Raw genomic sequence first — 21,845 nt, 5'->3', positions numbered from 1 at the left:
CGCGCACGACCCCCGGCGGGTGACGCAATGCGTCACACGGGTTCAGAGGAGATGAGATGAGATGGGCGCGCGATGCGCGCCGGGGAGGGTCAGCCAGCCTCGCCGTGCAGGAATGCCCAGACGACGACCGCAGTCATCACCACCACATAGAGGCGCAGGCCCCAGAACACGATCTGCTGCCGGGGCGTGAGCGGCACGCGCTGCACGGGCGGCAAAGGTTTCTCCCAGCCCTCGCGTTCGATCAACCGGCGGATGTCGGTCGGATCGAATTCATGCAGTTGCTTCATGGCTCATCCTCCAAAGGCATGGGGAAACAGGATGGCCACACCGTAGAGGCCGTTGCACACGATCAAACCCGCCATGATGGCGATGGACACCGCGTTGCGCCGCGGCGAATTGACCTGGTCGCCCATGAGCTGACGGTCGTTGAGCAGCATGAGCAGGAACAACATGGCCGCAGGCATGAACACCGTGGCAATCACCTGCACGCTCAGGTTCAGAAAACCCAGGGGCAGGTTGGGAATCATCACCGCGATGGCCGCCACGGCCGTGCCGAGGATCGCCGGCAGATAAAAACCGATGGCCTTGCGCGGGGGCGCGTTGAGCGAGCGATCGATGTCAAAGGCTTCACCGATCGCCCAGGCGCTGCTGGCGGTGATCACGATGGAAGCAATCAACCCGGCTTCCATCAGACCCAGGGCAAACAGGGCCATCATCCCGTCGCCCAATTTGCCGCGAATGGCATGCAGCACCACGTCGGCGTCGAGGTTCTGTGCATTGGGTACGCCCTTGAGGGTTTGTGCGGCCAGGATGATGATGGCCATGGCCACCAGCACCATGCCGATGATGCCCAGCATCAGATCGCGGCGACCCGCGCGAATGTCCTGTGGCAACAAGCCTTTGTCCACGACGCAGGACTGCTGGAAAAACAGCTGCCAGGGCGCAATGGTCGTGCCGATGTTGGCCGAGATCAGGATCAGGAAGGTCAGCGACAGGAAGCCGCCCGGCACGATCCAGCCATGCCCGACGAAGGCCAGCGCAACCGCGTGCCAGTCCGGGTGTGACATCAGGGCCAGCGGCACGAAGATCAGATTGAACGCCGCGATGAACAGCGAAATCCGCTCCCAGGTCCAATAACGTAAAAACACCAGGACATAGACGATGAAGGCCAGCGACGCGGGCACCGTCAGCCAGGGCGATAATCCCATGGCCTGACCGCCCAGACGGATGCCGATGAACTCGGTCATCAGGGTCAGCACATTGGCCACCACCAGATCGATCAGAGAGAACCACCCCCAGAAGGCGCCGTAGCGCTTCCAGATCAGTTCGGCGTGACCGCGGCGGGTCACCGCGCCCAGGCGCACGGTCATCTCCTGCACCACATAAGCGACGAAACCCAGAAGAATCATCATGGGCAGGAAAATGCCCAGCCCATAGGTCGCCCCGGTCTGCGCATAGGTCACCACACCGCCGGCGTCGTTGTCGCCGAGCATGACCAGCACGCCCGGCCCGATCAGGGCCAGTCCGAGGGCGAGCCGGGTTCGCCAGTCCTGCGGCGCGCGGCGCAGGGCATCAAGGTAGAGGCGATCGCGCAGGCGGTGTTCGAGCTGCGCGGGCAACGGGGGGCAGTCCGGGCAGAGCTTGACGTCGAGAGTGGCAACTTCGGTGTTCATGACCGCTCTCCCAGAGTCTCGCCGCTGTCCCGGCTGGGAAGCTGGATCAGCGCCAGGTCCAGAGAGGCCAGACGCACATCGACCACACTGATCCGCGCCGGGCCAACCGCACGACGGGCCGGCCGGGATGCCATATGGGCCCGCGCGCGACGGGGCAGCAGGCGGGTGAGCAGGTTATGAAACGCGAAACACATGATTTCCTCCGTTCGTGGTTGACGGACGGACACACGGTGCACGCAAGCACATCCTGCGCTGCTTGCGTGACGGTTCACACGAAGAGGGGGGCAACAGGATGAGGAACTCATCCTGATGCTGCCGCCAGCCTGAGGGCGGCGGCAGCGGCAACAGTCTGCTGTCGAGAGCCTTCAGGCGTTCACTTCACTGGTCGACAACTGTCACTGTCCATGGGTTGGTTCGAGCCGAGCTTCGGCAAAACGAAAACTCTCTAAGCCTAATCGGCGCGCGCAGGGATGGTCAAGAGATGGAAAGTATCCAAATGCAACGCGGCATGCGCTCGGTGCACTAGTGCGCGCCCCGCCGATCTCGATGATGCATCGCGTTACCCAGACTTCATCCGGCGCAGCACGAGAGCTGGCTCACATCTTTGCTGAAGGTTTGCGCTGCGAGCTTGAGCCCTTCGACCATGGTGAGGTAAGGAAAGAGTTGATCGGCCAGTTGCTGCACCGTCATGCTGTTGCGGATGGCGATTGCCGCGGTCTGAATCAGTTCCCCAGCCTCCGCTGCCACCGCCTGCACACCGAGCAGACGCCCGCTTCCAGCCTCCGCCACCAGCTTGATGAAGCCACGGGTATCGAAATTCACCAGCGCCCGGGGCACGTTGTCCAGGCTGAGCGTGCGGCAGTCGGTCTGGATGTTGCGTGCCTGCGCCTCAGGCTCGCTCAGGCCGACGGTGGCCACCTGCGGATCGGTGAACACCACAGCGGGCATGACCGACAGATCCAGCGCGGCATCGCCGCCGAGCAGATTGATCGCCGCGCGCGTCCCGCCGGCAGCGGCCACATAGACGAACTGCGGCTGGTCGGTGCAATCCCCAGCGGCAAAGATGTGCGGCACGCTGGTGCGCAAATGGTCGTCCACCACGATCGCGCCGTGCGCATCGACTCTCACACCAGCGGCCTGCAGCTGTAGCTCGGCGGTGTTGGGCGTGCGCCCGGTGGCCACCAGCAGGCGATCGGCCAAGATCTCGCCCTGCGCGGTGCTCAGCCTGAACACACCGTCTGCATGGGTCACGGCGCTGGCCTGTGTGTAGGTCAGCACGGTGATGCCTTCGCCAGCGAAGGCATCGGCAAGCGCGGCGCCGATCGCGGGATCGTCGCGCGACAGCAGCGTGCTGCGCGCCAGAATGGTGACCTGGCTGCCCAGACGTGCAAAGGCCTGTGCGAGTTCGACCGCCACCACCGAGCCGCCGATGACCGCCAGCCGCGGTGGGATAGTGCTGCTTGCCAGCGCCTCGGTCGAGGTCCAGTACGGTGTGCCGTGCAGGCCGGGAAGCGGCGGAATGGCGGCACTGGCGCCGGTTGCGATCAGGCAGCGGTCGAAACCGACCTGTTGCACCGAGCCGTCCGCCATGGTCACGTCAAGCGTGTGCGCATCCATGAACCGAGCCTGGCCGCGCAGCGTAGTGATGCCCGGCTGGCTTTGCAGGATGCTTTCGTACTTGGCGTGCCGCAGCGCATCCACCAGGCCCTGCTGCTGCGCGTGCAAGCGATCGCGCAGAATTGCCGGCGTGGCTGGTGAAATGCCGTCGTCAAACGGGCTGTGACGCCTTAGGTACGCGACGTGCGCCGCGCGGATCAGGATCTTGGACGGCACACAGCCGATGTTCACGCAGGTGCCGCCGATGGTGCCGCGCTCGATCAGCGTGACCTGTGCGCCCTCGCCCGCCGCGCGAATGGCGCCGGCCATCGCGGCGCCACCGCTGCCGATTACCGCCACGCGCAGACCCGTGCCCGCCGCGCCACGCGCCAGTCCCTCGGTCACACCGGGCCGGCCCAGACCCGCGCCGGCTCCGCTCGAGGCCAGCCTGGCCGAGTAGCCGGCCTTGGCTACCGCGGCGGCCATGAGATCCAGGGATACATCGGCCTCAGCCAGCACCTGGGCAACGCCCTGGGAATAAGACACCTGCGCCGACTGCACCCCCGGCACGTGTTCGAGCGCCTTGGCCACATGCGCGGCACAGGCGTTGCAGGTCATGCCGCCGATGTCGAACACCGCGCTGCGCAGCGTGCTTGCTTGAGTCATGACAGCGCCTTCAGTGGACAAGAACAGAGGGATAACCCGCGTCGGTTGTGGCTTTGATCAGCGCCTTGACATTGGTCTTGGCATCGTCGAAGGTCACCACGGCGTCTTTCTTGGCCTCATCGACACTGACCTTTTCCACTCCGGGAACGGCGGTGAGCGCCTTGTGCACGGTGATCGGGCAAACCCCACAGGTCATGCCGGGCACCGACAGAGTCACGGTCTGCACCCCGGCCCAGGCCGGCACGGAGAGGGCAAAAACCAGGGCGATCGCGGTCGAGAGCTTATTCATGTTGATTCCTTTCAGTAAAAGATCGGTGCAACGAAGGGGAAAGACAGCGCCACGACGATGAGCGCAGCGACGATCCAGAACAGCAGCCGGTATGCGGCGTTGACCTGGGGGACGGCGCAGACCTCGCCGGGCTTGCACGCCGCCGGCGCGCGAAACAGCCGGCGATAGGCGAGGAACAGCGCGACGAGGGCCACGCCGATGAAAATCGGCCGATACGGCTCGAGCAGGGTCAGGTTGCCGATCCACGCGCCGCTGATGCCCAGGCTGAGCAGAATCAGCGGCCCGAGACAGCAGGTGGACGCCAAAATGGCGGCAATCCCGCTGGCGAGCAGCGCGCCACGGCCTTTTCGCGGCGGCGGGGAAAGCGACTGGGACATAACAGAACTCCGGTGGGCTGACGATAGCGATAAGTTTCCGTCCGTACCAAAGTCCGGAGTCAAGCCATATGTCGCCTTGGTTGACAAGGCGGTGGGGTTTTGCCGCAGAGGGCCAGGATGCGGGCTTAGCGGCGCAAAACGGTCATGAACTCCCTCTTTGCACCCGTCGGCGCGGCACCGTCCGCCGACCGGGGCGAGCGCTACGGGCGGGGTTGTCGCGCGGGCAGGTACCGCATCGTCAGGGCGTGCGATAGTCCTTCAGATATCGGCCCTCGAACCAGCGCTTGGCCCAGGTGAAGGCGCGCGAAGGCGGCAGCACGAAGGTCTTGCGCTCATCGCGGAACACCAGGATGCCGGAATCCACGGTATCGACGATGCACACCAATTCCGCCTTGGGCACATGCACTGGCGGCCTGCCCTCCAAGGCCAGCAGCAGGTTCTCCGCCGCAGCCTTGGCCTGCAGGTCGGCCATGTGCGCCTGCTTGGGCAGCCAGTCCGGGCCGGGATAGCTGCCCACGTCTCCGGCGACGAACACCCGCTCGAAACTGGGCACCGCGCAATGCGCATCGGCCTGGATGAAACCACCGGGCGAGCGCGGCAGCTCGGTCTGGTGCAGCCATGTCGGCCCGGTCATACCCGGCATGAACAGAATCAGATCGGCCTTGACCAGCCCGCCTTCGGTTTCCACGCCTGTGGGCGACATGCGCAGCACCTTGTGCCCCAGATGGGTGTCGATGCGGCGCTTGGCCATATGCGAGAGCAGCCCCGTGACCGCCCTCTCTCCCAGGCGCTGGCCCGGAGTGGCGGAAGCGTTGAAAAACACCAGTTCCACCTGGTCGCGCTTGCGCTGCCGACGCAGCCAGGTGTCGATGCCGAACAGCAGCTCGAACATCGGCCCGCCACGCGTGGCTGAGGGCTCCTGCGGATTGCCGCCAAAGCCACAGGCGATGCGCCCGGAGTCCATCGCCAGCAGACGCTCGCGGATTTTCTCCGCCGCGGCCACGCCCTCGCACAGCGCGATGGCATGTTCGATTCCCGGGAGCTTTTTGATGAAGCGCCCGCCGGTGGCGATGAGCAAGCCGTCGTTGTCCACCGGCCCGGCACTGGTCAGCACGGTGCGGCCGCCGTCCTGCAGCCCGGTCACCTCGGCGGCGAGAAAATCGATACGGTTTTTCTGCAGGAAGGGCTTGAGGTCGATCACCAGATCGGCATTCTTGCGCACCCCAGTGGGCACCCAGATCAAGCTGGGCAGATACACGAACTCCGCCTTGGGCGCGACCAGAGTGATGCGCGCCTGCGGCGCCTTGGCACGCAGAGTCCGCGCCGCCGTCAGGCCGGCAAAGCCGGCGCCGAGAACGACCAAGTGGGCAGACATGGAAGGCAACTTTCAGGGATGAAATTTGCAACCAGCATAGGCGCTGCCGTACCACCATGCCTTGAGAAATATCAGCGCTGCCCTATGTCAGCATCACTGCCCGCCGCAGGTCGCGCGCCAGTGCAGCGCGGCGCTCGGGGCGTAGGTGGCGGCCGATCAGCACCTGCCGATGCCGATCGGAGAGTTGCACCAGACCGCCGTCCAGCGCCTGGATGCGGATGCAGCGCGGATCGAACACCATCCGCCCTTCCCTGCCGCCGCGCACCCATTCCACCACGACGGCGCCCGCGCCGATGGCGATGCGCTCCTGGTCGGCGGCGTGACGTGCGTACACCATCAGCGCCGCGCCCACCGCAGCCAGTTCCGCCACGGTGAACGGCGCCACCAGACGCACGCCCCGCAACCAGAACAGCAGCGCCACCACGGCGCTGACCAGCGCGAACACAGCGAACGCGCCGAACAGCTGCGCCGGGCGCAAGGCACAGTTGCGGCGAAAGTGCCAGTGCCATGCGTCCCCGTGCCAAACCGGGCGCAGCAACAGGCTGCCTGGTGCGACGGCCTGCGGCCAGTCGCGCGCTTGTGCGACGAGGACGGCCTCATCCATGCAGAGCCTCCCGATGAGATGGGGCTTGCGGCGTCACGCCGGCTGCGCACGCCAGCTGCGACAGCGCCTGGGCATCGCAGATTTCCAGCCGATGCAGCGGCCCGCGCACCCAGCCATTGTGGCGAAACTCTGCCAGGATGCGGCTGACGGTCTCGGCGCGCAGGTGCAAGTAGCTGGCGATATCACCGCGGGCGATCGCCGGCAGGCTGGTGCAGCGCACGCCGCGCGGCGGCTGCACCGCACGCAGACATTGCATCAGCCAATACGCGATGCGCACCGGCGCGCTGGCAGCCACGATCTGGCGATGCGCGAAGTTGTCGCGGATGCGTGCGGCGAGTTCGGCGCTGAGCCGGGCGCAGAACTGCGGCGACGCGCGACGCGCTGCGTCCGGGCTCAGGCGCATGCGACACACCGTGGTCATCGATACCGCCGCGCCGTGCCGCAGCGCATCGGGCGCGGCATCGGCCAGTGCCTCCAGTCCGAACAGATCGCCGGGAAAGCTGAAGGTCACCACGCGTAGCTTGCCCTGCGCGTCCGTGCAGACCGACTTGACCACGCCGGACTTGACCGCCAGCAGACAGTCGCCTTCGACCGCAATCGGCGCATCGGCGCAGAACGTCTGCTGGGCAATCGCTACATCTCCGTGCCGGGCCAACTCCGCACCGGCGGCGGGCAGAGCGCAGCCTTGCATCCTGGTGCAGCCGCTGCAGGAATCCAGGTCGCGCCGCATCACGGCTGGTGGACTTCAGTTCGTCTGCGGTGCAATCACCCGCGTGGCATCGGCGTTGAGACGCGGCGGGGTTTCGTAGGTATGGAACGGTGCTGGAGAGGGCACCTCCCACTCCAACCCTTCAGCGCCTTCCCAGGGGCGTTGCGGCGCCTTGTCGCCCTGTCCGCGCAGCACTGGAATCACCACAGCGAACACGAAGTAAGCCTGAGCCAGCCCGAAAATCCACGCGCCGATGGTCGAGATCTGGTTGAAGTCGGTGAACTGCACCGGGTAGGCGATGTAGCGTCGCGGCATGCCGGCCAGACCGAGAAAGTGCTGCGGGAAGAAGGTCAGGTTGAAGCCGATCATCGACAGCCAGAAGTGGATTTTCCCGGCGGTCTCGTTGTACATGGTGCCGGTCCACTTCGGCGACCAGTAGTAAAACGCCATGAAAATAGCGAACAGCGTACCGGCCACCATGGTGTAGTGAAAGTGCGCGACGACAAAGTAGGTGTTGTGCAGCTGGGTGTCGATCGGCACCATGGCCAACATCAGCCCGGTAAAGCCGCCAATCGTGAACACGATGATGAAGCCGATGGCAAACAGCATCGGCGTCTCGAAGCTGAGAGAGCCTTGCCACATGGTGGCGATCCAGTTGAACACCTTCACCCCGGTGGGCACGGCAATCAACATGGTCGCATACATAAAGAACAGCTGCCCCACGGTGGGCATGCCCGCGGTGAACATGTGGTGTGCCCAGACCAGAAACGACAGGATGGCGATGGACGCAGTGGCATAGACCATCGAGCTGTAGCCGAACAGGCGCTTGCGCGAAAAGGTCGGCACCACCGAGCTCATAATGCCGAAGGACGGCAGGATGAGGATGTAGACCTCCGGATGCCCCATGAACCAGAACAGGTGCTGGTACAGCACCGGGTCGCCGCCGCCGGTAGCGGTGAAAAAGCTGGTGCCGAAATGGCGGTCGGTCAGCGTCATGGTCACGGCCCCGGCGAGCACCGGCATCACCGCGATCAACAGATAGCCGGTGATCAGCCAGGCCCAGCAAAACAGCGGCATTTTCATCAGCGTCATGCCCGGTGCGCGCAGGTTCAGAATGGTGACGATGATGTTGATCGATCCCAGAATGCTCGACGCGCCCAGAATGTGCACGGCGAAAATGGTCAGATCCATCCCCATGCCCTGCTGCAGCGTCAGCGGTGCATACAGCGTCCAGCCCACGCCGGGCGCGCCGCCAGGGACGAAAAACGCCACCACGCCGAGCACCGCCGCAGGCACCAGCAGCCAGAAGCTCAGGTTGTTGAGCCGCGGAAACGCCATGTCGGGTGCACCGATCTGCAGCGGAATCATCCAGTTGGCCAGCCCGGTGAGCGCGGGCATCACCGCCATGAAAATCATGATCAGGCCGTGCATAGTGCCAAAGGCGTTGAACAGCTCGGGATTCATCAGCCAGACAGACGGCTTCCACAGCTCGGTGCGGATGCCCAGCGCCAGAATGCCACCGACGAACAGCATGACCAACGCATAGATCAGGTACATCGTGCCGATGTCCTTGTGGTTGGTCGAGAACAGCCAGCGCCGCCAGCCGACGGGATGGGCGTGGACGTGATCAGCCGCATGCGCCGGGGCATGCACGGGGTCGAGCACAACGCTCATGAAGGGCTCCTTTCAGGGGGAAGTTCGCGCCAGGTCAGCTGCGGTGCGGGTGCTCCTCTGGCGCCCTGCGGCCCGTACTGGGCAGCGCTGCAAACCGGCAACATGCTGCGCGGCATTCTGTGCCCAGCCCTTGCCGCTAGCCCTCAGGGTTTTGGAGAACTGGAGTGAGGCAGATCAAGAGATCGCCAGATTTTTTCTGCGGGGCATCTCCTCCCCCGCCCCCGCAGGGGGCTGGAGGGGGTCCGACAGATCAACCGGCTGGCTCCTCGAAGGTCGGCGCGAACCCACCGCCCGGGGTGCGGAAATTGGTCGTCTGCCCCTGATAGAGCCGTGCGGTGAGCCACAGCACCTGACCGATGTCGGCAAAAGCGCGCAGATCGAACTTCAATGCCTTGGGCGCTCCGGGCGGACCGATGCGGCGCTCACCCGGTGGGGCCAGAGTCTGCGCCACATAATCGCCCTGGAGGATGGTGTCCCACACCCCGCGGGTGAGTTTGCTGCCGCGATATGCGGCGCGGCTGCCGAACCCGGCCCAAGGCTTGAAAAACAGATTGCGGCGTTGCGCCCACAGCCGCTCGGCATTGGCCGGGCCGACGATTTCGGTATGCGGTACATGCGCGGCCAGCAGGTCCGCCGCGCTGGCATCGGCGCCGAACGTGCGCAGCGTCTGCGCGTCGCACAGCAGCGCAAGGTTGCGCTTGTCGGCGAACACCGCATGCGCACGCGGATGCGGTGTGATCACCGCGCTGTCCGTGTCCCAGGCGCGGCGCAGCGCGGCGTGCTCGGGAGCGTCGAGCGCAAAATCGGTCAGGCGGTTGTAGACCAGATCGATACGCCCATCGGCCTGACCGCGCTGGCGCAGTACCCGGCCATCACACGCCAGCTCGGCAGGGTCGAGCACCACTGCCTCGATGCCGGCGCGCTTGAGCAACGTTTGATAGAGCAGAAATTCGGCGTAGAGATATTGCTCCTGCGGCGCAGTATCGACGATGGCAACTCGCCGCAATGCCCCGGGTCTGCCCGCATCGCGCCATTCCCGCTGAAACATCGCAAGCACCTGGGCCTCGAAACGATCGACCGCGGCATCGCTCGGGATCATGCCCTGCATCTCGTCGCAGCAGGCCCGCTGCGCGCGCGCCAGCACCGCCGACAGCAGCGCCCCGCCAGGGTTGGTATTGATTTCGATGAGATCCAGGCGTCCGCGCTCCAGATGAAAGTCCACCCCAAGAAAGACACCGGGGTTGCCCGGGCGGCGCTGCGCTGCGGCCGGGGCGTAGGCCAGCACCGCGGCCTGATAGGCCGGCAGCGCAGCCACATGCTCGAGTGCTTGCGCTACCTCGCGCAAGCGCTGTGCATGGGCATGGCTGAGGAATACCGGCTGCGCCGCAAACAGGTGCGGATTGCGCTGCACGATCAGCGCCTCGAGCCCCGGCTGGCCGAGCGCGCCGTGCAGCGCGGCTGCAAGCCGGTCGCGGTCGAGTGTCAGGCAAAAGCAGTCCCGGTTGAGCCGCTCGATCATCGGCTGTCCACATGCGTTTGCAGCCACCACTCGAGCAGCGCGGCGTGCCAGAGCTTGCTGCCGCGGATGCGGGTGAAATGCTCTGGCGCCTCGGGTGCGGCGAGCAGCGCGTCGATGAACGGCCGCTGGTACAGGCCGCGGTTGCGACAGGCGCTCGACGTCAGCAGCTCGCGCATCCGCTCGAGAAACGCGCCGCGCACATGCTTGAGCGCAGGCACCGGGAAGTAACCTTTGTCGCGGTCGATCACCGCATCCGGGATCACCCCGCGGGCGAGCGCCTTCAGCGGAAACTTGCCGCCTGCGCGCAGCTTCAGCTCGGGCGGCATCCTGGCGGCGAGCTCGACCAGCGCGCGATCGAGAAACGGCACACGCACTTCGAGCGCATGCGCCATCGGCAGATTGTCGACGCGCTTGACCGGGTCGTCGACGATCAGCGTGGTTGCGTCCAGCCGCAGCACCTGGTCGAGAAAGGTGTCGGCGTGCGGGCGGGCAAGCTGCGCGGCAAGCCACTCGCGCGTCACATCCGGCACGTGGAACTCGGGGTCGATGAAGCATAGCCATTCGGCATGCTCGCGGTCGACGTAGTGGCGCGCAAAGCGCTCGACCGGCGCGCCGCGCTCGGCGTCCATCCGCGCATACCAAAAATACCCGGCGAACACCTCGTCCGCCCCCTGCCCGGCGAGCACGACCTTCAGATCTTGTCCGACCCACTCGGACAGCAGATCGAAGGCGACGACATCGTGGCTGAACATCGGCTCGCTCATCCGCGCAATCGTCTGCGGCAGGCGCGCCAGCACCGCCTCATTCGGCACCAGCCACTTATGGTGCCGCGTGCCGAAGGTCTGCGCGATCAGGTCGGAATAGGCGAATTCGTCGGCGCGTTCGGTGTCGGCGTCGAGCGATTCGAAGCCGATCGAGTAGGTGCGCAGATCCGCGCCTTGCGCGGCAAGCAGCCCGATGAGCAGGCTCGAGTCCAGCCCGCCAGAGAGCAGCACGCCGACCGGCACGTCGGCGGCGTGCACGTGGCTGTCAAGCGCAGCGCGCAGCGCCTGCCGCGTCGCTTCGATCCACTCGCCCTCGGTTTGAGGCGCGTCCGGCCGGGTAGCGCGCAAGTCCCAGTAGCGGCGCAGCCAGCGCATCGCGTCGGGCTGCACGCGCAGCAGGTGTGCCGGGGCGAGCTTGCGCACCCCGCGCAAGATGGTGCGCGGCGCCGGCACCACGGCGTGCAGCGAAAACAGATGATGCAGCGCGATCGGGTCGATCGCGGTATCGACCCCGCCTGCGGCAAGCAGCGCCGGCAGCGTCGAGGCAAAGCGCAGCCGCTGGCCGTCTTCGGCGAGGTACAGCGGCTTCATGCCGAAGCGGTCGCGCGCAAGCAGCAGGCTGTTGCGTCTGTCGTCCCACAGCGCGAACGCAAACATGCCGTCCAGACGCGCGACGCAGTCTTCCCCCCAGACGGCGTAGGCCTTGAGGATGACCTCGGTGTCGCCGTCGCTGGCAAAGCGCTGGCCGCGCGCGACGAGTTCGGCACGCAACGCGCGGTAGTTGTAGATCACACCGTTGAACACCAGCACGCAGCCGGTGTCGGCGTCGATCATCGGCTGGTCGCTCGCCTCGCTCAGGTCGATGATCGACAGCCGCGTGTGGCCCAGTGCCACCGCTGCGTCATGCCACAGCCCCTGATGGTCGGGGCCGCGGTCGGCAAGCGCTGCGCGCATGCGCGCAATCGCCTCCAAGTCCGGCTGCGCTCCGTCAAAGCGCAGCTCGCCGCAAATACCGCACATGGTCAGGCGGCGCAGCGCGGCTGCCCGGGCACGCTGCAGCACACCCGGCCGGTTTCGGCATCGAAGCGCACGCCGCACAGATCGACCAGCCGTGCGCGCAACCGGGTGCGGGCACGCAGCACGCGCGACTTGACCGCCGGCAGGCTAAGCCCATGCTGCATGGCGCACTCGTTTTGCGTCATACCGTGCAGATCGCAGCGGGTGAGCACATCACGGTCGTCGGAGTCGGGCGCGGCCAGCGCCACGGGCAGGCAATTGGTCAGGGTATCGACCGGCTCGGCCTCGCCCTGCGGCGCTTCGAGTTCATCGGGCAGTGGCTCGGCAGCCTGCCGCACGCGCAGATGGTCGGCCAGTGCATTGCGTGCCACGGCAAACAACCAGGCGCGCGGCGCGCACAACGCGCAAAATCGCCTGCCCTCGTACAGCGCCTTGAGAAACACGGTCTGCAGCAAATCGGCGGCAAGCTCACCATCGCCCAGGCGGGGACGCAAATAGCCTTCGATTTCCGTCTGATGCAACCGCCAGGCGCGGGTGACGCAGGTTTCGTTGATGTGTGGTAGGGCGCGGTCCATGCCACGCATCATAAGCGGCGCCTACCTTTGCTGCAGCGCCGCTTGCCGCCTTTGCGTGTGACCGTTCCCGCAGCCGCTCACAGTCTGACCGTGTATCGGTGCATCCTTTTGCCGCCCGTCTCGTCTTCACTGGCGAGGCGATGCCTTTGCAAGGAGATGCCGTGAATACCCAAAAGTCCAAGCCACTGCCGTCAAGCCCGCCGCTGCCCCTGCGTGGCGCACCTGGATCGGGCCGGTGCCGTATGTGGCCGGCTGGCTTTTGCTCTGCGGCGAGCTCCAGCCCGCCACCGACACCTTCATGCGCTGGCTCTCCGGCGCAACCGGCATGGCGGCTACCAGCCATCTCTACAGCGCAGTGAGCTTTTTCGCCTTCGAAGTGCCCAAGGTGCTGATGCTGCTGGCGCTCATCGCCTTCGTCGTCGGCGTGATCCAGACCTTTTTCACCCTATGTGCCGCAGGATTTCATGCGCACCTGATGGGCAAGGGCGCGTGGTGGTCGGTGCCGCTGGCGGTGTTGATCGGCGTGCCGATGTATTCGAACGCAGCGGGCTGCTCATTGAGGCCACCGGGCAGATGGTCGGCGCCATCGGCGTGAAGTGCATGTGGAAGCGCGGATGCTTGGCGAGCCAGTCCTGCACGACGGGATGTTTGTGCGTGGCGTAGTTGTCCGCGATCAGATGCAACGTCTTGTCCTTGGGCGTCTCGCGGTCGATCTTCTTCAGAAACTTCAGCCACTGGGCGTGGGTGTGGCGCTGCTGGCATTGGCCGATGACCTTGCCATCCAACACATTGAGCGCGGCAAAGAGCGTCGTCGTGCCGTTGCGCTTGTAGTCATGGGTCATCGTTTCCGCGCGCCCTTTCTTCAGCGGTAGTCCGGGCTGGGTGCGATCCAGCGCCTGCACCTGGCTCTTCTCGTCGCAACACAACACCAGCGCGTGCTCGGGCGGCGACATGTACAGGCCGACGATGTCTTCGAGCTTCTCGACGAACTGTGGATCGCCAGAGACCTTGAAGCCGCGCACGATATGAGGCTTCAGTCCGTTGGCCCGCCAATGCCGCGAAACGCTCGCGGCACTCACGCCAAGCTCTGCTGCCATCGTGCGCGTGCTCCAGTGCGTGGCGGCTTCGGGTTTGGTCTGGGTGGTCAGTTCTACCAACCGCGACACATCCACCTTGGCCGGTGGCGCGCCGCGCGGCAGATCCCGCTCGATGCCGGCAAGTCGCGACTCGGCGTACCGCTTACACCAGCGTGCAACTTGCACACGGCCCACGCCTAACTGCTGGGCGATGGCCTTGTTCTGCATCCCCTCCGCGGCCAGCAGCACGATGCGGGCACGCTGTGCAAGCCTCACGCTCGACAGCTTGGAGCGCACCAGCTTCGACAATTCGGCATGCTCTTCGTTGGTCAGCACGATCTCGGGGGCCACTCGCATTCACTTCTCCACTCTGCACGTATCGCCCATTGGAGAAGCGGGATTGATATAAATTCCATCAAGATCGCGACACTACACTAGAATGAGCACGCCCGACGCCTCATCACCCATCATGACCGCTTCTCTCGGGCACCCGAGCCTGGTTCTGGTTGGCGGGGACGGGTCTTCTCGCAACAGGACTGGCCAGGCCCTAGGGGGCACCCTCTTACTCGACCAGCTTTTCCAGCTTGGCCTTGTCGAAATGCTCGGTGCGCAGGGCTTCGGGAGGGCAGTCCTCTGGCGGGCAGATGCCATGGCGCTCCAGTGCCTGCCAGAGCAGAGCCACCTGATGTTCGAGCTGTGCGGCATGGTCGATCAGCCCCAGGATGGCGCGTGACTGTGGGTCATCGCCATTTTGCGTGACCGCATAGGCGGAAAATCCCATTCGCGCCGCGGTTGCTTCGCGCTGCTGCTCGGCGTCCTTTTCAATGATGCGGGCCGGATTACCCACGGCGGTCGCACCTGCCGGCACGGCCTTGACCACCACGGCGTTGGAGCCGATGCGTGCCCCCTCGCCCACGGTGAATCCTCCGAGCACCTGCGCCCCCGCCCCAACCACCACACCCGCCTCGAGGGTCGGGTGCCGCTTGGTGCCCTTGTAGAGCGAAGTGCCGCCCAAGGTGACGCCCTGGTAGATGGTGCAGTCGTCACCGATCACCGCAGTCTCGCCGATGACCACACCCATGCCGTGGTCGATGAAAACCCGCCGACCGATGGTCGCGCCGGGGTGGATTTCGATGCCGGTCAGCCACCTGCCCCAGTGCGAGATCCAGCGCCCGAGCCAGTGCCAGCCGCGCGTCCAGCAGGCATGCGCCAGGCTGTGGAACATCAAGGCATGCAGGCCGGGATAGCAGGTGATGACCTCCCAGCTGGAGCGTGCCGCCGGGTCGCGCTCGAGAATGATCTGGATGGTTTCACGCAGTCGTTGCAGCATGGATCGCGTCGTGGATGGCGTTAGGGCAACACCGAAGCAGTGCAGTGTATTGAACGGCCGCCGAGTCTGCCGAGCGCCATGTCATCGCGGCGGCAGCTTGCGCAGGATAGCGCTGCACACCCCGCGCAGGATCTGCACTTCCTCGCGTGACAGTTCGGCGCGCGAGGCCAGGCGCCGCAGCCGCGGCAACAGTTTGCGTGGCGCAGCCGGATCGAGCACGTCCAACGCACGCAGGGCCTGCTCGGCGTGCTCCAGCAGCCCATCGATCTCCCCCGCGGTCGCAGCCACCGCCGCGGGTTGTACGGACTGAACCGGGTGCAGGCCCAGCGCCTTGCGCCATTCCCAGGCGATGATCTGCAACGCCTGCGCCAGATTGAGCGAGGGATAGCCCGGGTGGGTGGGGATGGTCAGCAGCGCGTCGCAGCGGTACACATCGGCGTTGCTCAGGCCGAAGCGCTCGCTGCCGAACACAAATGCCACCCGCCGGCCCTGCTGCGCACTGCGCTGCGCGAGTTGCGGCAACCACTGCGGGGTATGCAGCGGCGGCCCGAAATCGCGCACCCGCGCAGACAGCGCAACCACCCTGGCGCAATCGGCCACGGCCCCTGGCAGGTCGGGGAAAATGCGCGCGGCCCGCAACACATCCTGCGCACCGCTGGCAAAGGCGATGGTCTCTGGCTGCGTGAGCACGTCGGCAAAGCGCGGTGCTACTAGCCGCAGATGGCCGAACCCCATGTTCTTGATCGCTCGCGCTGCGGCGCCCACATTGCCCGGATGGCTGGTGCCGACCAGCACGAACACCGTCTGCTCGCCCAGAGCGGTCAGCGTCACGGGGGCAGGGTCGATAAAATGCATGTCGCTCATCTGTTCTTTGTCACCTTCCGAATCTCTCGCGCCATTGTCGTTGCTGGCGCCCAGGACACCATGCATCCCATGCTCAATGTGGCCGTTCGCGCAGCGCGCGAAGCCGGCAAGATCATCAACCGCGCCAGCCTCGACATCGACCTGCTGCGCGTGGCGCAAAAGGCCGCCAACGATTTCGTCACAGAAGTCGACCGCGCCGCAGAGCAGGCGATCATCGACGTGCTGCTCAAGGCGTTTCCGCAACACGGCATTCTGGGCGAGGAAACCGGCAGCGCATTTGGCGATACCGGCTCGGAATACCAGTGGATCATCGATCCGCTGGACGGCACCACCAACTTCATCCACGGCATGCCGGTGTACGCCGTGTCCATTGCGCTTGCGCATCGCGGTGTGGTGCAGCAGGCGGTGGTCTACGACCCCACCCGCGACGAGCTCTTCACCGCGACCCGCGGTGCAGGAGCCTTTCTCAACAGCCGGCGCATTCGTGTGTCCAACCGCGTACGGCTCGAAGACAGCCTGATCGGCACCGGCTTTCCGTTCCGCAAGAACGATGACTTCGACACCTATCTGGAGATGTTCAAGCGCGTCGCGCAGCGCTGCGTCGGTCTGCGCCGCCCGGGCGCGGCCGCGATCGATCTGGCCTATGTGGCCGCGGGCCGCTACGACGGCTTTTTCGAGACCGGCCTCAAACCCTGGGATATCGCGGCCGGCAGCCTGCTCGTCACCGAAGCCGGCGGGCTGATCGGCAATTTTGCCGGGGACGGCAACCATCTGTTCAGCGGCGAAGTGCTTGCCGCCACGCCGCGGGTCTACGGCCAGCTTGTCGCCCTGCTGCAACCCTATTCCAGAGCCACCGGGCCTGCGCCGGCCGGCACGAGCGCGCCCCACGCCACTGACGAGCCCGCCGATGCACAGCGTCACGTGCCTGAGAAGGCTGCCACCAAACAGCGCGACGGGACTCTCGTCGTCCCCGTGGACAAACGGGCCAAGCCCGTGCCGCGGCGCATCAAGGCGGGGGATGTCAACAAGCCACGGCAAACCGCAAAATCCTCTCCCGCATCGGTCTACAAACCCAGGCGTATCAAGGCATGATCGACCAGTGCTCTGATTTTCAGTCGATTTTCCGGTGCACCGCGCTTTTGCTGCGACGCACAAATTTCTCTTGCAATCGCTGGGATTGACCCTAAAATAAGGCTTGTGCAGTGCACAAGAGCCCGGGCAGATCGTCATCAACATGACACGGTTCCAGGTTCACAATGTGTTGGCTGCCGCCCCGTGGCCAACGCCCCTAACCCCAGGAGAGACATCATGATGACCCCCGAACAGTTCACCGCCGCGCAAAAATCGCAGTTCGCCACCTTTTTCGACATGGCAAGCAAATCCATAGATCACATGGAAAAGCTGGTCGACCTCAACATGCAGGCGATGAAAACCTCGCTGCAGGAAAGCGCCGAACACACCATGGCACTGCTGTCGGTCAAGGACATGCAGGAACTGGCCAATCTGCAGTCCAGCTGGATGCAGCCGATGGCAGAAAAGATGCTGTCCTATACCCGCCACGCCTACGAAATCGCCTCCAGCGCGCAGGCCGAGATGGCCAAGGTCGCCGAGTCGCAGTTCGCCGAGTCGCACAAGAAATTCATGGAACTGGCCGAAACCGCTGCCAAGAACGCCCCCGCCGGCTCCGAAACCGCCGTGGCGATGATGAAAAGTGCGCTGAACGCTGCCAACAACGCCTATGACTCGGTGCAGAAAGTTACTAGGCAGGCCGCCGAGGCAGTCGAGGCCAACATCAACGCGGTCACCAACACCGCGATGAAGGCTGCGCAGTCGACCCGCACCGCCGCCAAGCGCGCCGCAGCCTGACAGATTTTTTTGACGCGGCGTGTCATCGCCAAGGCGAACGCCGCGTTATGCAGGAAGCGGGCAAGGTGGCAACGCGGTCGATCCCGTCACCTGCCCAACAGCTTGTCTCCTCGGTACCCCAAAGGTACCTTTGCAGCCGGTCGCCCGACCGGCTTTTTTTTGGCCAGCGGACACTGGATCAGTCCTTGTGATGCTGCGCGCCGGGCCGCGGGATGGGATGCAAGGCGCCCAGCGAGACAACCGCCCAAGCGATGGCGAGCGCGGGCTGCGCCGCAAACCGCCCGCAGCCCCGGATGCGCAGCGCGCAGGGGACTTGTTGAGTGTGTTGCCTTCGGCCGCTCAGGCCGCGCGAACCTGCCTGTCGAGCTCGCCAAGCAGGGCGCTGAGCATCTGCAGCGTGGGCATGCGATGCCCAGCGCGAGCGGCCATCTCCAGCGGCGCATGCAGCAGCGCGCCGATCTCCAGCGCACGCCTGCGCTCCAGGTCCTGCAGGGTGGAAATTTTCACCGGGCCGATGCCCCGGGCGATCTTCAGGCGTTGCTCGATACTGACCAGCGGATCGCAGCCATAGGCCCTGGCCAGATCCATGAGTTCGGCCATGCCTGCGCGGATGAGCACGATCAGCTCGGGGTTGTCGCAGATCGCATCCATCCGCGCCCGGGTCAGCGCCGCCACCGGATTGAAGGTCGCGTTGCCCAACAGCTTCATCCAGATCGCATCGCGGATGCGCGGCGTGACCTGCGGATCGCAGCCTGCATCGCGCAGCATGTCGGCCAGCGCCTGCACCCGCGGCGTGATCTGGTGCGCAGGCTCACCCAGAACATAGCGAGACTGCCCGTTGCCGCGAATCAGCCCGGGGCTGACCACTTCGGCTCTGGCATGCACCACACATCCGACCAGACACGCCGGGTCGAGCGCAGCCAGCATGCGGCCGTCCGGGTCGATGCTCTGCAGGTGGGCGGTGCGTCCGTCTGCCGTCCTCGCGTATGCGCTGCGATCGCCGTGGAAATACCACCAGGGCACGCCGTTGACCGCCGGCAGCACCACCGTGTCCGCACGCAGCAAGGGGCGCAGCCGCGGCAGGACTTGTCCAATCTGGTGCGCCTTGAGCCCCAGGATCACCAGGTCCTGCGCGCCAAAATCACCCAGATCATGACTGGCCTGCAATTGGACGCACAGGCGCTCCTGCGGGTCTTCCAGGCAAAGCCCGGCAGTGCAGATCGCCTGCAGATGTGCGCCGCGCGCCAGAACTCCCACCGCATGGCCAGCCGCTGCCAGCTTCACCGCCAGCATACCGCCCACGGCACCGGCGCCCACCACCACGATCTTCCAGACTGCAGCCATGTGTCTTGCTCCGAATCTGTCCGCAAAACGCCGCAGCACGATAGCACGCCACCGTCCGTCGGTCTGCTGCGCCCGGCAGACACCACGATGAGACGGCGCCCGCCTGCGCACCAGTTGGCGGCACAGCGCCTGCGCACATCGGGGCGGCGCACCGGACCTGCCGCGTGTCACCCTAAAATGGCAGTTTGCTCGGCACTGCCCGGCAGCTGATGCAAGGCTCCACCTCACCCCACAAGCGGAGAAGAGTCGGGGCGTCGCTTCGTGCACGGCCAGCCTCTGCTGCGAATCGGCAGGCCGCTGAAGGTCTCACTGGCAGCCCGCCCTTGCGTGCGATCACCTCACTCCGTTTTGCTGCGCCATCCCCTCGATGCCAAACATGATCTCCAAGCGCCGCCTGTTCGTCACCACCGCCCTGCCGTATGCCAACGGCCCGTTCCATATCGGCCACATCATGGAGTACATCCAGGCCGACATCTGGGTGCGGTTTCAGCGCATGCAGGGCCATGAGGTGCATTTCGTCAGTGCCGACGATGCGCACGGTGCCCCGATCATGATCGCTGCCGAGAAGGCCGGCAAGACGCCGCAGCAGTTCGTCGCCGACATCGCCGCCACGCGCAAGCCTTATCTCGACGGCTTTCATATCCGTTTCGACAACTGGCATAGCACCCACAGCCCGGAAAACACGCAGCTCGCGCAGGACATCTACCGCGCGTTGCGCAAAAACGGCCTGATCGCGGTGCGCGAGATCGAGCAGTTCTTTGACCCGGTCAAGGGCATGTTCCTGCCCGACCGCTACATCAAGGGACAGTGCCCGAAATGCGGCGCGTCCGACCAATATGGCGACGCCTGCGAGGTGTGCGGTGCGGTCTACTCGCCGACCGAGCTGAAGAACCCTTACTCCGCGCTCTCCGGCGCCACTCCCGAGCTGCGCAAAAGCGAGCATTATTTTTTCCAGCTCTCGTCCGAGCGCTGCGCCGCGTTTCTGCGCGAATGGACACAGGCCAGCAACGCTCACGGTCAGCCGCATCTGCAGACCGAGGTGCTCAACAAGGTGCGCGAGTGGTTCACCACCGACGAACACGGCCATGGCGGCCTGGCCGACTGGGACATCTCGCGCGACGCGCCGTATTTCGGCATCGAAATCCCGGATGCGCCCGGCAAATATTTCTACGTCTGGCTCGACGCGCCGATCGGCTATCTCGCCAGCCTGAAAAACCATTTCGACAAGGGCGGCGCCGCGCAGCACTGGCACCCGCCGTCGCGCACCACGCAGAACTTCGAGACTTTCGTCGCCGATCCGCAGGTGGAGCAGGTGCATTTCATCGGCAAGGACATTGTCTATTTCCACACCCTGTTCTGGCCGGCCACCCTGCACTTCTCCGGCCGTAAGACGCCAAGCCAGATCAATGTGCACGGCTTTGTCACTGTGGGCGGCGAGAAGATGAGCAAAAGCCGGGGCACCGGCATCTCGCCGCTCAAATACCTCGACCTCGGCCTGAACCCGGAGTGGCTGCGTTATTACCTCGCGGCCAAACTGACCGCCAAGGTCGAGGACGTGGACTTCACCGCGGAGGATTTCGTCGCCCGGGTCAATGCCGATCTGATCGGCAAGTATGTCAACATCGCCAGCCGCGCCGCCCGGTTCATCAACCAGTTTTTCGATGGCAGGCTGGGCTACGTTGGCTCGACCGCGCCGCTGCGCGATGCCGCACAGGCGCTGGCAGATGATGTGGCCGCGGCATACGAGGCACGGGAATACGCCCGCGCGCTGCGCGAGATCATGGCACATGCAGACCGCATCAACACCGCATTCGACGCCGCTCAGCCCTGGATTGCCGCCAAGGACGAATCCCGCCGCGCCGAGCTGCAGGACAGCTGTTCGCACGCCCTGGCCGGTTTCTGGCTACTGTCGGTGTTGCTCGCGCCGGTGCTGCCCGCGCTTGCTGGCCGCGTGGCCCGCGAGTTCTTCGGCCTCGACCGCGATCTCGTCTGGAGCGATGCGGTCGAACTGCCGCAGCGCATTTCGCCTTACCAGCATCTGATGCACCGCATCGACCCCAAGGCGCTCGACAGCCTGTTGGCCAGCGACACCCCCGCCGCGACTGCCCCTTCGTCCCCTGCGCCAGCCATGCCCAACCCAGCACAACCCGCCGGGCAAGAGCCCATGATCACCATCGATGACTTCACCAGGATCGACCTGCGTATCGCCCGCATTGCGCATGCCGAGAAGGTCGAAGGCTCGACCAAGCTGCTGCGCCTGACTCTGGACGTCGGCGAAACCACGCCCGACGGGCAGCCACGGCTGCGCAATGTGTTTTCCGGCATCGCCAGCGCCTATGCACCACAGGATCTGATCGGCAAGCTCACGGTGCTGGTGGCCAACCTCGCGCCGCGCAAGATGAAATTCGGCCTCAGCGAAGGCATGGTGCTGGCTGCCAGCAGTGCCGACGAAAAAGCCGAGCCCGGGCTGTACATACTGGAACCGCACGCGGGCGCAAAGCCCGGCATGCGGGTGCGTTGAAGCGTA

Annotated in this window: 19 protein-coding genes and 1 pseudogene; 3 read left to right on the top strand and 17 right to left on the bottom strand. The window is 65.3% G+C overall.

Annotated features, from left to right (window positions below; all coding sequences use genetic code 11):
* Window positions 1–89: 89 nt before the first annotated feature.
* The 16 genes and pseudogenes from ACZ47F_RS08020 to ACZ47F_RS07945 form a co-directional block, all read right to left on the bottom strand.
* Window positions 90–287, bottom strand: a complete 198-nt coding sequence (locus ACZ47F_RS08020) for a hypothetical protein (RefSeq protein ID WP_464924221.1) — start codon at window positions 285–287, stop codon at window positions 90–92.
* A gap of 3 nt (window positions 288–290) precedes the next feature.
* The gene (locus tag ACZ47F_RS08015; RefSeq protein WP_464924220.1) at window positions 291–1,673 is read right to left on the bottom strand and encodes an NRAMP family divalent metal transporter; all 1,383 of its coding nucleotides are present in this window, start codon (window positions 1,671–1,673) and stop codon (window positions 291–293) included.
* Window positions 1,670–1,867, bottom strand: a complete 198-nt coding sequence (locus ACZ47F_RS08010) for a hypothetical protein (protein WP_464924219.1) — start codon at window positions 1,865–1,867, stop codon at window positions 1,670–1,672. The genes ACZ47F_RS08015 and ACZ47F_RS08010 overlap by 4 nt, the downstream gene beginning before the upstream one ends.
* A gap of 376 nt (window positions 1,868–2,243) precedes the next feature.
* Window positions 2,244–3,935 (bottom strand): mercury(II) reductase, encoded by a 1,692-nt coding sequence (gene merA, locus ACZ47F_RS08005; protein ID WP_464924218.1) that lies wholly within the window; start codon window positions 3,933–3,935, stop codon window positions 2,244–2,246.
* A 10-nt stretch (window positions 3,936–3,945) separates the two neighbouring features.
* Window positions 3,946–4,224, bottom strand: a complete 279-nt coding sequence (merP, locus tag ACZ47F_RS08000) for a mercury resistance system periplasmic binding protein MerP (RefSeq protein WP_464924217.1) — start codon at window positions 4,222–4,224, stop codon at window positions 3,946–3,948.
* A gap of 11 nt (window positions 4,225–4,235) precedes the next feature.
* Window positions 4,236–4,601 (bottom strand): mercuric ion transporter MerT, encoded by a 366-nt coding sequence (gene merT / locus ACZ47F_RS07995; RefSeq protein ID WP_464924216.1) that lies wholly within the window; start codon window positions 4,599–4,601, stop codon window positions 4,236–4,238.
* 238 nt (window positions 4,602–4,839) lie between these two features.
* A complete protein-coding gene (locus ACZ47F_RS07990; protein ID WP_464924215.1) occupies window positions 4,840–5,976 on the bottom strand; it encodes an NAD(P)/FAD-dependent oxidoreductase in 1,137 nt (378 codons plus the stop codon).
* 82 nt (window positions 5,977–6,058) lie between these two features.
* Window positions 6,059–6,580 carry a DUF2244 domain-containing protein gene (locus ACZ47F_RS07985; protein WP_464924214.1) on the bottom strand — a complete coding sequence of 174 codons (522 nt, stop codon included), beginning with the start codon at window positions 6,578–6,580 and terminating at the stop codon, window positions 6,059–6,061.
* A complete protein-coding gene (locus tag ACZ47F_RS07980) occupies window positions 6,573–7,235 on the bottom strand; it encodes a Crp/Fnr family transcriptional regulator (protein ID WP_464924213.1) in 663 nt (220 codons plus the stop codon). Before ACZ47F_RS07980 ends, ACZ47F_RS07985 begins: the two co-directional genes overlap by 8 nt.
* Before the next feature lie 90 nt (window positions 7,236–7,325).
* Window positions 7,326–8,963, bottom strand: a complete 1,638-nt coding sequence (gene ctaD, locus ACZ47F_RS07975) for a cytochrome c oxidase subunit I (protein ID WP_464924212.1) — start codon at window positions 8,961–8,963, stop codon at window positions 7,326–7,328.
* A 250-nt stretch (window positions 8,964–9,213) separates the two neighbouring features.
* Window positions 9,214–10,482 (bottom strand): hypothetical protein, encoded by a 1,269-nt coding sequence (locus ACZ47F_RS07970; protein ID WP_464924211.1) that lies wholly within the window; start codon window positions 10,480–10,482, stop codon window positions 9,214–9,216.
* Window positions 10,479–12,266 (bottom strand): N-acetylglutaminylglutamine amidotransferase, encoded by a 1,788-nt coding sequence (locus tag ACZ47F_RS07965; RefSeq protein ID WP_464926603.1) that lies wholly within the window; start codon window positions 12,264–12,266, stop codon window positions 10,479–10,481. Before ACZ47F_RS07965 ends, ACZ47F_RS07970 begins: the two co-directional genes overlap by 4 nt.
* A gap of 2 nt (window positions 12,267–12,268) precedes the next feature.
* On the bottom strand, window positions 12,269–12,838 hold the full coding sequence (locus ACZ47F_RS07960) for a sigma-70 family RNA polymerase sigma factor (protein WP_464924210.1): 570 nt from the start codon (window positions 12,836–12,838) through the stop codon (window positions 12,269–12,271).
* A 587-nt stretch (window positions 12,839–13,425) separates the two neighbouring features.
* Window positions 13,426–14,271: pseudogene (locus ACZ47F_RS07955) on the bottom strand (IS630 family transposase); the annotation flags it as partial.
* 205 nt (window positions 14,272–14,476) lie between these two features.
* Window positions 14,477–15,244: a serine O-acetyltransferase gene (gene cysE / locus ACZ47F_RS07950; protein WP_464924209.1), complete on the bottom strand. Its 768-nt coding sequence runs from the start codon at window positions 15,242–15,244 to the stop codon at window positions 14,477–14,479.
* Window positions 15,245–15,325: 81 nt separating this feature from the next.
* Window positions 15,326–16,108, bottom strand: coding sequence for an RNA methyltransferase (locus tag ACZ47F_RS07945; RefSeq protein ID WP_464924208.1), 783 nt, complete (start codon window positions 16,106–16,108; stop codon window positions 15,326–15,328).
* A 60-nt stretch (window positions 16,109–16,168) separates the two neighbouring features.
* Between ACZ47F_RS07945 and ACZ47F_RS07940 the strand changes: the two genes are divergently transcribed.
* Both ACZ47F_RS07940 and phaP read left to right on the top strand, forming a co-directional pair.
* The gene (locus tag ACZ47F_RS07940; protein WP_464924207.1) at window positions 16,169–17,200 is read left to right on the top strand and encodes an inositol monophosphatase family protein; all 1,032 of its coding nucleotides are present in this window, start codon (window positions 16,169–16,171) and stop codon (window positions 17,198–17,200) included.
* 216 nt (window positions 17,201–17,416) lie between these two features.
* Window positions 17,417–17,974 carry a TIGR01841 family phasin gene (gene phaP / locus ACZ47F_RS07935; RefSeq protein WP_464924206.1) on the top strand — a complete coding sequence of 186 codons (558 nt, stop codon included), beginning with the start codon at window positions 17,417–17,419 and terminating at the stop codon, window positions 17,972–17,974.
* Window positions 17,975–18,313: 339 nt separating this feature from the next.
* Here the strand turns inward: phaP and ACZ47F_RS07930 are convergent, their stop codons facing one another.
* A complete protein-coding gene (locus ACZ47F_RS07930) occupies window positions 18,314–19,318 on the bottom strand; it encodes a ketopantoate reductase family protein (protein WP_464924205.1) in 1,005 nt (334 codons plus the stop codon).
* A gap of 376 nt (window positions 19,319–19,694) precedes the next feature.
* Between ACZ47F_RS07930 and metG the strand changes: the two genes are divergently transcribed.
* Window positions 19,695–21,839: a methionine--tRNA ligase gene (gene metG / locus ACZ47F_RS07925; RefSeq protein ID WP_464926602.1), complete on the top strand. Its 2,145-nt coding sequence runs from the start codon at window positions 19,695–19,697 to the stop codon at window positions 21,837–21,839.
* The last annotated feature ends 6 nt before the right edge of the window (window positions 21,840–21,845 follow it).

The sequence above is a fragment of the Thiomonas islandica genome (genome assembly GCF_055383445.1).
Note: the sequence above shows the minus strand (reverse complement) of the source record. Positions and strands in the feature narration are given on the sequence as shown.